Origin of the sequence: Cognatundibacterium rivi (genome assembly GCF_018139565.1) — a bacterium.
In the GTDB taxonomy this organism is placed as follows: domain Bacteria; phylum Pseudomonadota; class Gammaproteobacteria; order Burkholderiales; family Burkholderiaceae_D; genus Undibacterium; species Undibacterium rivi.
Window position 1 is genome coordinate 129,504 of record NZ_JAGSPK010000007.1, and the last position, 12,536, is coordinate 142,039.

The 12,536-nt window shown below is 51.1% G+C and carries 7 protein-coding genes and 1 tRNA gene; 6 read left to right on the forward strand and 2 right to left on the reverse strand.

Annotated elements, in window-relative coordinates; translation table 11 throughout:
- Window positions 1-6: 6 nt before the first annotated feature.
- The 5 genes from mutL (at window position 7) to KDM87_RS17070 (ending at window position 6,223) form a co-directional block, all read left to right on the forward strand.
- Entirely contained in the window at window positions 7-1,881 is a 1,875-nt protein-coding gene (mutL, locus tag KDM87_RS17050; RefSeq protein WP_212680325.1) for a DNA mismatch repair endonuclease MutL, read from the forward strand.
- A gap of 64 nt (window positions 1,882-1,945) precedes the next feature.
- Window positions 1,946-2,893: a tRNA (adenosine(37)-N6)-dimethylallyltransferase MiaA gene (gene miaA, locus KDM87_RS17055; RefSeq protein WP_212680326.1), complete on the forward strand. Its 948-nt coding sequence runs from the start codon at window positions 1,946-1,948 to the stop codon at window positions 2,891-2,893.
- A 132-nt stretch (window positions 2,894-3,025) separates the two neighbouring features.
- Window positions 3,026-3,102, forward strand: a tRNA-Met gene (locus KDM87_RS17060).
- Window positions 3,103-3,433: 331 nt separating this feature from the next.
- Window positions 3,434-5,431 (forward strand): Ig-like domain-containing protein, encoded by a 1,998-nt coding sequence (locus tag KDM87_RS17065; protein ID WP_212680327.1) that lies wholly within the window; start codon window positions 3,434-3,436, stop codon window positions 5,429-5,431.
- A gap of 132 nt (window positions 5,432-5,563) precedes the next feature.
- Complete coding sequence (locus KDM87_RS17070) at window positions 5,564-6,223, forward strand: energy-coupling factor ABC transporter permease (protein ID WP_212680328.1); 660 nt, start codon at window positions 5,564-5,566, stop codon at window positions 6,221-6,223.
- 96 nt (window positions 6,224-6,319) lie between these two features.
- On the opposite strand, the gene KDM87_RS17075 is transcribed toward KDM87_RS17070, so the two are convergent.
- Both KDM87_RS17075 and KDM87_RS17080 read right to left on the reverse strand, forming a co-directional pair.
- Window positions 6,320-7,972: an alpha-amylase family glycosyl hydrolase gene (locus KDM87_RS17075; protein WP_212680329.1), complete on the reverse strand. Its 1,653-nt coding sequence runs from the start codon at window positions 7,970-7,972 to the stop codon at window positions 6,320-6,322.
- Between the two features lie 29 nt (window positions 7,973-8,001).
- Window positions 8,002-9,021 (reverse strand): glucokinase, encoded by a 1,020-nt coding sequence (locus KDM87_RS17080; protein WP_212680330.1) that lies wholly within the window; start codon window positions 9,019-9,021, stop codon window positions 8,002-8,004.
- A 226-nt stretch (window positions 9,022-9,247) separates the two neighbouring features.
- Here KDM87_RS17080 and KDM87_RS17085 point away from each other — a divergent pair, with 226 nt between their 5' ends.
- Window positions 9,248-12,121, forward strand: coding sequence for an alpha-1,6-glucosidase domain-containing protein (locus tag KDM87_RS17085; protein ID WP_212680331.1), 2,874 nt, complete (start codon window positions 9,248-9,250; stop codon window positions 12,119-12,121).
- The last annotated feature ends 415 nt before the right edge of the window (window positions 12,122-12,536 follow it).

A 12,536-nucleotide genomic window follows, 5' to 3' on the forward strand; every position in this document is an offset into this window, starting at 1 on the left:
CTCGCGATGAATTCGAATTCCTCCCCTTCTCGTCCGATTCAGGCACTGCCTGACAACCTGATCTCTCAAATTGCTGCAGGCGAAGTCGTCGAACGGCCTTCTGCTGTCGTCAAGGAAGTGCTGGAAAACGCGCTGGATGCAGGCGCCAGCAATATCACCATCCGGCTGGAGGAAGGTGGCGTTAAGCGAATCGCCATCAGCGATAACGGACGCGGCATACCGCAAGAGCAGTTGCCGCTCGCGGTGGCACGTCATGCAACATCAAAAATCGCATCGCTGACAGAACTGGAGAATGTCGCCACGCTGGGATTTCGCGGCGAAGCGCTGGCATCCATCGCCTCTGTTTCTTTGCTGACGCTGACGACCCGCACCGCCGACGCGCCGCATGCCTGGCAAATTGAAAATGGCAAGGTGAGCCCGGCATCCGGCGCACCAGGTACCACCGTTGATGTGCAGGATTTGTATTACAACACCCCTGCCCGCCGAAAATTTTTAAAGTCAGAACAGACGGAGTTTGGTCATTGCGCAGAAGTCGTTCGCCGTATTGCGCTGGCGCGTCCCGATGTCTCATTTTCTCTCACACACAATGGCAAAGCGGTTGACCACTGGAACGTCAGCGCTATCGAAAAACGTAGTGCACAGATACTTGGCGACGCCTTTTCCAGTGCACGTCTGCCACTGGATGAAAGCGCTGGGCCATTGCGTCTGCACGGTTTTGTCGGTTTGCCGACCGCCTCTAAAGCGCGTGCCGATGCGCAGTTTTTTTATGTGAATGGGCGTTTTGTCCGGGATAAATTACTAACGCATGCGGTGCGCGCCGCCTATCAGGATGTGTTGCATGGCGACCGCTATCCGTCTTATGTACTGGCGCTCGATCTCAATCCTGCACTGGTCGATGTGAACGTGCATCCCTCAAAAATTGAAGTGCGTTTTCGTGACAGCCGCGCAGTACATCAGTTTGTCTTTCATGCGGTCAGTCGAGCGCTGGCGCAGACATCGGCAACATCTTTCGGTACCGTTCCGGCACCTGCCACCGCCGCATCAGCATCATCCGTATTAGCGGGAAAAGCAATGCCGTGGATTACCGGCGAACAAACGACCTTTGCCGCACAATTCGCAACGCCATCACCATATGCGAATGTTGGCAGCAGCATGCCGAATGCTTACGATCAATGGGGACGCAATCAGACTGATAGCGGTAATGGCATCGCGCAGACTCTGCAAAATTACGGTGCGATGTTTAGCGACAGCGCCCGCGCAGAAAATGCCATTCCTGCACAATCACTGCCTGAGGACGAGCATCCTTTAGGTTTTGCGCTGGCCCAGTTGCACGGTGTGTATGTACTCGCACAAAACAGCAAAGGCCTGGTGCTGGTCGATATGCATGCGGCGCACGAACGCATCTTGTATGAGCAACTCAAAAATGCGCTCGATGAAAATGCCATGCCTGTGCAACCGATGCTGATTCCTGTCACCTTTTATGCTGACGCGATTGAGGTCGGCACGGTCGAAGAACATCAGGACACCTTAAAAGCGCTAGGTTTTGACATGGCGGCTATCTCACCGACCACGCTGGCAGTGCGTGCGGTTCCGGCCTTGCTGAAAAATGCCGATGCGCAATCACTCGCACGCGACGTCTTACGTGAAGTGCGCGAATTCGGCGGTTCACGCGTTCTGATTGACAGACGCAATGAATTACTTGGCACCCTTGCCTGTCATACCGCGGTGCGCGCCAATCGCAGCCTCACAGTGCCGGAAATGAATGCGCTATTGCGTCAGATGGAGCAGACAGAGCGCGCTGATCAGTGCAATCACGGGCGACCAACATGGGTGCAACTCGGCTTGAACGATCTCGATAAAATGTTCCTGCGCGGTCAATAAATTCTTAACATCGTGAATGATCACCCCCGTTAACAACGACATCCATTATAAAAACGGAATTAGCATGAACACCTCGAATGCCGCCAACGTTATCGCGATCATGGGGCCGACCGCCTCCGGCAAAACGGCTGCCGCATTAGAAATCGCCAGACACATTCCATCCGAAATTATTTCGGTTGATTCAGCGCTGATTTATCGTGGCATGGATATCGGCACGGCAAAGCCGTCCGCAGCAGAACTCGCCAGCGCACCACATCATCTGATCGATATTATTGATCCGGTTGAGTCGTATTCCGTCGCGCAATTCCGTAAAGATGCAGAAAGACTGGTCGCTGATATTCAGGCAAGAGGCAAATTACCCATTCTGGTCGGCGGCACCATGATGTATTTCAATGCACTGAAACACGGACTCGACGATCTGCCCGGTGCTGATCCGGTGTTACGTGCCGAACTGGATGCGGAAGCTGAACGCATAGGCGTGCCGGGTTTACATGCGCGTCTGGCAACCCTCGACCCTGAAACGGCTGCACGGCTGAATCCCAATGACAGCCAGCGGATACAACGGGCACTGGAAATTATCACACTGAGCGGACAGTCGATGTCGGCACTGCTGGCCCGCCAGACTAAAGCCGGGCCAGCATTCGCCATGTTGCCGATTTCGCTGGAACCCTCTGATCGCAGCGTTCTGCACCAGCGCATTGCTGACCGCTTCGATCTGATGCTGCAAAACAGCTTTTTAGAAGAAGTGAAACAATTAAAGCAACGACAGGATTTACACGCAAATCTGCCGTCGATACGCTGCGTCGGTTATCGTCAGGCATGGGACTATCTTGACCAGGTCTGCACTTATGAAGAGATGCGGGAACGCGGCATTATCGCCACCCGCCAGCTGGCCAAACGCCAACTCACCTGGTTACGCTCTATGCCGGAACGCATACTGATAGATTGCCTGAGCCAGAATCCCTCACAACAAATCCTGCATCTGGTACAACAGGAAATGGCAAGAAAGTAGCGAAATTGCCGTCATTCCGCACGTATGCAATCAAAACGCTTGTTTTTTTGCAAAATACCGGAGCGCTGCTACAAAAAACAGAGGCTCGGTATTGACACCCGCATGAGCTGCTGACATAATCTAGCGCTTCTTGGTGATATAGCTCAGCTGGTTAGAGCACAGCACTCATAATGCTGGGGTCGGTGGTTCAAGTCCACCTATCACCACCAGAATTCAAGGGCTTACAGAAATGTAAGCCCTTTTTTTCTTTCCGCATCCCCCTGCCACATTGGTTGCGACACAAATCACTATGATTGGTCGAACCCGTCAGTGACGCTTGACACCCAAACAAGCAAAATATAGTATCGGGCACTCTTAATGGTGGGATAGTCGATCAGATACATCTGATGCGTTTTTGAAGTAATTAAAACGTCCGCATTACGCTCTGGCTGATGCGGTTTTTTTATGCCGATTTAAACGCAGCGTTTTGATCAGGCGACCTGCCATTATTTATCGCCAGCCCGCGCGCATGGTTTCGTTTCAATCACTACTTCGCTTGTTATGCCTGCCCGATACACTCAACCTAAGCTATCCCTTCTATTTCTCGCCTTGCTCGCCCAGTTGAATCAGGCTTCAGCACAACAATCCACAAATCCGGACATTCAGAACGGTGGCAATTTACAATTCATCGGCGAAAATTCGCGCGTCGGCATCGGCTATCAAAATGGCGGCGCATTGACGGGTGAACTGTTTGGTGTGCTATCAGACTCAGGGACAAACGTCTGGCTGGGTGAGGTATGGTTAAGTAATAAATCGGGCGGCGGTAAACTGAGTTACCACTCGCAGCAACAAAATTCTGTAGTCAAATATTTTGCGGCAATCGACCAGAATGAGCAGAAGGATAAAAAACTCAGCCTCGGTATAGGTCAGGAAAATCAGGACTGGTTTGGTCATGTCTATGCCAGTTACAGCCCCGGCAATAAACGGCTGTTACAAAACACGCTGACAACAACGATTAGCGAACAAAACGGCAATGACGCCGGGCGCGGATATATCGACACCATCACTACCGTCACAAATACCCGCCTCTATGAGCGCGCCTATGATTACGGCGTTGGCGCCCGCGCGGGGCACTACTACACGGAGAATGCCGTACGTGTCAGTGCCGGGCTTGATTACGAATGGGGCAAGGCCAGCAGCAAACAAATCGGCGTGAGCTTGACTGCAGAAAAATTCTTTGTTGGTACGCCGCACAGTCTGGCACTGCAAGTTGGTCAGTATCGCAAATCAGGGGATTTCGACAGCCAACAAAATGATCGCCGGATTAATCTGATGTATCGCTATAGTTTTGGCGGTACTAGCAGTCGCTTTGAGCAAAAATACAGGATGGTTGAAGTACCCACTGCACCATCAGCGCCGACTATTATTCCTGCCAGAACCGAGCAACGCCTGGTCAAAACGACGACCACCATGACAGGTGACGCGTTCTTTAAAATCGATAGTGCCGGGTTGACGGATTTTGCAAAACAGGAATTAGCAAAGATCGCTGAAACCTTGAAAAAATATCCGCATGAAGGCAATGTCAGAATTACAGGACACACCTGCGACATCGGTTCTGTTAACTACAACCAGAAACTGTCGCTATCACGCGCCGTGGCAGTGCGGGATTACCTGATTTCTCTGGGTGTGGTAAATGCCGAAGAAGTTGTGGTTGAAGGCAAAGGCAAGCTGGAGCCTAAGTATCCGGCAACCAAAGAAACGCGCGAAAAAAATCGCCGGGTGGATCTCGAGTTTGTCAGTCGGATCGATAAAACAGAAGTCATAGAAATACCGGAACAGGTTCTGCCTGCACCGGCGGCGGAAGTCACTTACAAACGCGAGGATATTCCTCAGGAGCCGGCATGGATACGCAGGGCACTGCGTAATTCATTAGAGCATAAGCGCACAGTCGATACTTATCGCTATCAGGAAAAAACTCAAACCGAAACGAAAACCAGAAATTACCTGAATCGTGCACCGCAAGCGACCGGCGACAGCGCAAGCACACAGCAAAATCAATCCGTCGTGATCGACGTATTAAGTAACGACACTGACCCGGATTCGGATGCAATCACTATCAGCACAGTCGGCAACGCTGCGCACGGAACTGCGACGATACAATCGCAAAAAATTGTCTATGTTCCTCATCCCGATTACAGCGGTAACGACAGCTTCACGTACACCATCAACGACGGTCGTGGCGGACAGTCCACCGCGCAAGTCAACGTCAGCATTGCCGCTGCAAATAACGCACCTGTCGCCAGAAATGATTCTTTCATCGTTTCCGGCATCACTGAAACGACTGTCGATCCTCTCGCCAATGACAGCGATCCTGACGGCGATGCTCTGACACTGGTATCGGTAACACCGATGGCAGGAAATACGGGCACACTCCGCATATCGGGTAACAAGGTGGTTTTCTCGCCGTTCGGCAGCTTTATACGTGACAGTTTTCAATACACCATCAGCGATGGCAAAGGAAAAACGGCAACGGCGACTGTGACTCTGGTCGACCCCTGATTTGTGCTGCGCGTAAACTAAAAAGACGAGTAAAGAGATTTCTTTGCTCGCCTTTTTTTCTTGATATCACGCAGTGCGTCGCCAACCAATCAGGATTATGATAGGTGCCCGGACAACTGTCGCGAATCTCCCATGGGCATTTTTTACACTCCTGTCGATATCGGTTTATGCATTTTTGCAATGCTGATCGCACTGGTTCTGCTGGGACTGGAAATCCGGAAAATTCCCTGGCAGCGCTTGCAAGAACCTACTGTTTTTTCTGCCTGGTGCGCCAGCATCATTGTGCTGATACTGCTATGGCGTATGCGTGTTCCCGTTCATAGCGATCTGCATCTTCACCTGATGGGTGTCGCCTTGTTTGCACTGATGTTCGGCAGATCACTGGCGATCTTAGGAATCGCAGTTGCCACGCTGGCATACACCGCAGAATACGATGGTATATGGCTCAATCTCGGTGCAAATATTCTTGTACTGGCGGTCTTCCCCTGTTATCTGAGTGAACTGATACTGAACAAAACCCGCCGGTATTTACCTCATCACATGTTTGTGTATTTGTTTGGCAATGGTTTTTTTGGCTCACTGATTGTGAATGCCAGTGGGGGATTACTTGCGCTGTCTGCTCACATGCTGCTCGCGCCAGTGAAAATCATCCCTGGCGACGCCATTGCCTACATGCTGTTACTGACGTGGGGTGAAGCTTTTTTAGTCGGTTTTCTGACGACAATTTTTGCAGTTTATCGGCCTGAATGGCTGTTCACTTTTGATGACAAAATTTATCTGGCTGGAAAATAATTTCCTCATTTTCCAGCGTTGCCTCAGATTGTCTCGGATGCTCAGGCACGACAGAACCGACACAAATTGTGTGATCTGCGACACCGGCAAACATTCTTAACGCGTGCCGAACCAGGCGCCAAACGCTGGTAATTCCACGGTGCTGCTGTTCAGTGTTCCGGGCAAATTGTAGCCCGTGAGCAGCATTGCTCCTGCCACTTCCGGCCATACAAAATTGACAGTCTGATCGCCTAAATTAAATGCGGCAAAAATTGTCGGCTCTCCATCGAGCTGACGACAAAACGCCAATACTGGTTCCGGCGCGTCAAAAAAATGAATCTCGCCGCGCGTCAGTTGTCGATGCTGCTTGCGCCAATGCCATATATGACGCGCATACATCAAAGCGGAATCGGGATCTTGTTCCTGCTGCGATACCGCAATGGTGATATGTTCAGCGGCTACTGGCAACCACGGCTTACCGCTGGTAAATCCAGCATGCGGCTGATCGACGCGCCACGGCATAGGAGTGCGGCAGCCATCCCGCCCCTTGAATTCTGGCCAGAAAGTAATTCCGTAGGGATCCTGTATATCCTCGTACGCAATATCAGCCTCGGTCAGCGCCAACTCATCCCCCTGATACAGACATGGGGTTCCCTTCAGCGCTGCCTGTAACGCCATCATCATTTTTGCAAATTGTGGCGTCGGCGCATTCCCGCCCCAACGTGACATCACGCGCACCACGTCGTGGTTCCCGACCGACCACGAAACCCAGCCACCTTTTACCCGCGCTTCAAATTCCTCCACCTGCGTGCGGATATATGCTGCAGACACATCAGGCGTCAGTAAATTGAAGCTGTACGCCATATGCAGTTTATTGTCGTCAGCGGTGTATTCAGCCATGACGCCCAGCGAGTCATCGGCACCGACCTCACCGATCGCGATCGCGCCGTATTCATTCAGCAGACCACGCATTTTTTCCAGAAAAGCGATATTCTCGGGCTGCGTCTTATCATATATATGCGACTGCATACCGTAGGGGTTATTGTCTTGCACCGTCTTGGTATCGCGATTCGTGGCCGGAGGATTGCTGCGTAAAGAACGGTCATGAAAATGAAAGTTACAGGCATCGAGACGGAAGCCATCAACGCCACGTTCCAGCCAGAAACGCATGTTATCCAAATGCGCCTGCTGCACATCAGGGTGATGGAAATTCAGATCTGGCTGACTCGTCAAAAAATTGTGCAGATAGTATTGACGGCGGCGCGCATCCCATTGCCAGGAAGAACCGCCAAAAACCGAGAGCCAGTTATTCGGCGGCGATCCATCTGCCTGCGGATCTACCCATACATACCAGTCAGCCTTGGGATTATCACGGCTTTGACGGCTTTCCACGAACCATGGATGCTGGTCCGAACAATGCGAGAGCACCTGATCAATCATGACTTTCAAACCCAATGCATGCGCGCGTTCAAGCAAACGGTCAAAATCACTCAGCGTTCCAAACAAAGGATCAACATCACAGTAATCTGCCACGTCGTAACCAAAGTCTTTCATCGGTGAAGTAAAAAATGGGGAAATCCAGACGATGTCCACGCCAAGCTGCGCGATGTAATCCAGTTTGGCAGTGATACCCGGCAGATCGCCGATACCATCACCATTGGTATCCAAAAAACTGCGCGGATACACCTGATAAATCACCGCTTCGCGCCACCACTGCGTATGAGTATCAGATTGCTGAACGGAATTAGCTGAGATCGATGTAGGAGGCATAGTAAGCAAGAATAAAGAACAATACAGCGTCAGTGTGCAGCGTTATCAGCGAGCGATAATTTTTCCGCCAATATCGCAGACACGCCCAGAAACGCCGGGTATTCCGCAGTGATAAGGAAGGTCGGAATAGCCGCCAGATAATTTGCAAACCGCCCTTTCGCTTCGAAACGCTGACGGAAAGCCGATTGCAGAAAGAAATCACCGAGACGCGGTACGATACCACCGCCAATATAGACGCCACCGGTCGCACCTAAAGTAATAGCAAGATTGCCTGCCGCTGTTCCCAGCATGCCACAGAAATGTGCAACGGTCTGGCGACATCTGGCGCAACTGCCATCCAATGCGCGACGACTGATATCGGCTGCGGACAAACTGGCATCCGCACCGTCTGCATGCAATTCACCCAGCGCGCGATAGATAATTTCCAAGCCCATACCCGAGATTAAGCGTTCAGCAGACACATGTGGAAATTCTCGCCAGATCACTTTCAATAAATCCACCTCTGCCGCATCAGCCGGAGAAAAGCTGGCATGCCCGCCTTCGCTGCTCAGAGGAATCCATTGCTTTCCAGCGGGGACGATACCGGAGACGCCGAGACCGGTACCAGGTCCGATTAAGCCTATTACCCGCTCTGGCTGCGCCTGCCCGCCACCGATCTGTATGCGCTGATGATTTTCCAGGTAAGGCAATGCCATCGCCAAGGCTGTGAAATCATTCACGACTAACAATGTCTGCAAATGCAAGGCATCGCGCAAGGTCTGAATAGAAAACGCCCAATGATGATTCGTCATACTGATCTGATCGCCATTGACCGGATTCGCAATCGCTATCGCTGCATGCTGCACAGGCTGCAGACAGATTCCTTGCACTGCATCGCTTTGCAGATAGGCAGAGATCGCCAGATCCAACGTAGCGTAATCATTACACGCCAGTACCGCCACAGCCTCAAAGCGATGCGGCCCGGTTTCCAGCGCAAAACGCGCATTCGTCCCACCGATATCGGCAAGCAAACGTGGCGATGTGTAGTTTTGTTTTTTTAAATCTTGCACTGACTTCTCACCATTAGTATGAATAAGCTCAAATTGAAAAAATTTCTGAACAAGTTCAGATAAATTTATGTAACAATACTACATTCATCAAATATGTCTGTCTAATATTTTTTAATTTAACAGAAAAAATTTGTTGACTAGTAACGCAAACCCATAGAAAACAAAGATTTTCTGGCAATATTTAAAAAATACTAAATGTAGTTGAACTACTTATTTGGAGACAAAAGTGCAGATAAGCAAGCACATCGTGCTGCCTTCGCCTGTATTAATCAGAACAAGAGCCGGACTGATCGCCTGCATCAGCGCCTTCGCCTTACTCTTTTCGAATGCCACTTGCTCTGCAACAGTGGCAGATACGACAGATTCTGCACACATCAACGCAAAGACAACTCCGCTTGCAAGAACACCTGATCTGCGCGATTGCGACAGCCCTTCGCATCAGACCATCCTGAATAAGACATCGATCCAACCAGACGCACGCGCCTACTGGCTGAATCGGGACTTTATCCAATGGCCAGGAAAAGACCCGCAAGGGACATTCGCCCTCTATGCGTCCGCCAGCGGAAAACTGCGCATACAAAAAGGCTCGCCTGTCAGCGATGTCGATCTGAGAATCAGCACAACTGCCTCAACTACGGCGCTGCCAACAGACATCCGGCAACGATACAAGTTCATCGGCGAAGGTGCTTTGCTGACGCATTCGCTATCCGCGCAGACGCTGGCAAATCTACTCACGCAACAGTTAATTCTGGTTCAGGAAAACGAACGTGGCGAGGTCATTGATTTCACCGCTGTACAAATCGCCGGTGTGGTCGACGATCTGTATCAGACGGCCACTGAAGAGACAAAACTTGGTGCCACCGTCACAGCTGCATCTGCTGATGCCAGCGTGCGGGCAAGTACCGCCTTCCGTTTATGGGCACCAACGGCACAACACGTTAGTGCCTGCGTATATAAGACGGGCGCTAGCCGTGCCCACACACTGCTGCCAATGATCCTGGATCAACGTACAGGCATCTGGGTAGGCGCAATAAATAAGGATATGAGCGGCAGCTATTACCGCTATCTGGTCGATGTCTTCGTTCCAGGCGCAGGAATCATACGCAATCGCGTCACAGATCCTTACTCGATCAGCCTGACCAGCGACTCGCGCCGCAGTTATATCACCGACCTGCAAAACGCTACGCTGAAACCGGCAGGTTGGGATCAGCACAAAATACCCGAGCGGGTAAAAACTCCGACAGACATGTCCATCTACGAACTGCATGTCCGCGATTTTTCCATCAACGATAAAACTGTACGTCCCGCCTACCGCGGCAAATATCTGGCCTTTACCGAAGCAGCATCGGCTGGCATGCATCATCTGCAAGCGCTCAGTGAAGCGGGTATCACTGATATCCACTTATTACCGATTTTCGATATTGCCACCATTCCCGAGCGCCACTGCATCAGCCCGAACGTCAGCGGTGGCGCAGACAGCCTGCGTCAGCAAACAATCATCAACGCGCTGGCCGATAAAGACTGCTTCAACTGGGGCTACGACCCCTACCACTACAATGCTCCCGAAGGCAGTTATGCCAGCAATGCTGACAATGGCGCGACGCGTATTCTTGAACTGAGAAAAATGGTGATGGCGCTGCATCGAGCCGGTTTGCGGGTCGGCATGGATGTCGTTTATAACCATACGGCGTTTGCGGGGCAACATCCGCAATCCGTCCTTGATCGTATCGTTCCCGGCTATTACCACAGGCTGAACGCGCAGGGAAAAGTGGAAGATTCCACTTGCCAGCCTTGCGGCAACACGGCAACCGAAAATCGCATGATGGCAAAGCTGATGAGTGATTCCGTCAGGCTATGGGCGCGTGAATATAAGATGGATTCATTTCGTTTTGATTTGATGGGACATCAGCCTCGCGCAGTCATGGAAGAAATAAAAGCAGCGCTGCGGTCAGATAATGGCCGAGAGATACAACTGATAGGCGAAGGCTGGAATTTTGGCGAGGTAGCGAATGGCGCGCGTTTTATTCAGGCATCGCAGCTGGCATTGAATGGCAGTCAGATCGGCACCTTCAGCGACCGTGCCCGCGATGCCATTCGCGGTGGTGGACATGGTGATAATGCCGCCGCGATTGTACAAAACAAGGGATATATCAACGGCTTACTGGACGCTGCAGATGCATCGCCACCGTATAGTCCACAGAAAAATACCTTGCAGCGAAGTGCAGACATGGTGCGGGTGGGCCTGGCTGGCTCCATTGCGGACTACGTTATGCAGACCGCAGATGGTCAGACGAAAAAACTCAGCGAGATTGCTTACAACGACCAGCCTGCCGGTTACATCAGCTCACCAGCAGAAGTCGTTAATTATGTTGAGAATCACGATAACCATACTCTGTTTGACATCAACGCATTCCGGCTACCCCACACAACGAGTCACGAAGACCGTGCCAGAGTACAGATACTCGGTTTAGGATTGACCGCCTTCAGCCAGGGCATTGCGTATTTCCATGCAGGGTCAGATCTCCTGCGCTCCAAATCGCTGGATGGCAACAGCTACAATTCCGGTGATTGGTTCAACCGACTGGACTGGACGTATCAACAGAATTATTTCGGAACCGGGCTGCCGCCAGAAAAAGATAACGCACGTTTTTATACCATCATGGGCCCACTCCTGACCGATCAGCGGATCAAACCGCGCGCGCAGGATATCGCCATGAGCCGCGATGCGTTTCGCGATCTGCTGAGAATACGCAGCAGCTCTGCCTTATTCCGTCTTTCCAGCAGCGAAGAAATCCAGCAGCGCCTGCGCTTCTTTAATACAGGACCAGAACAAAATCCGGCCGTCATCGCCGCCCATCTGAATGGCGAAAACCTGAGCGCCGCTCACTTTAAAGCGGTGATGTATTTCATTAATGTCAGCAAGCAAGAGCAGCGCTTAGTCATTCCAGAACAACAAGGTCGCCACTTTCAACTGCATCCGGTACACCTGATGCATGGTGCCGGTGATCAGCGCATTGCCAGTCAAGCGCAGTTTATCAGCGAGAGTGGCAGCTTCATTCTTCCGGCGCTTAGCGTGGTTTGTTTTGTCGAGGTCAACTGAAATGAACATCATCACAAAATCATGATCTGCTCACTGGTGCCAGGAGCTATATTTTTTCAATCAAAAAAAATGAAAGCAAAAAGGCAACAAAGTGGACTGAATGGCTAAGCCAGCACTGGTCAGTACTGGCAATAAAGAGGTATTAACAATAGAAAAAAGGTCTATATGCAAAAAAAATCTGTCTTTGCTACAAAAAATATGAAAACTTTTCAGGCAGCAGACGAAATTTTTTATTCAACAGAGGTTATTATTAGCGCCTTCGTATTCTTAGCTTAAGGAGACAGTCGGAATGGATTTTTCAGATCGCCAGCAAGAGCCGGGCAAGAAGTTCCTGGGCATAGGGCTGGTCATAGCGTTTCACGTAGTGCTGGTGTATGCACTGCTCAATGGCTTGGGCACCAAGCTCATCGAAATC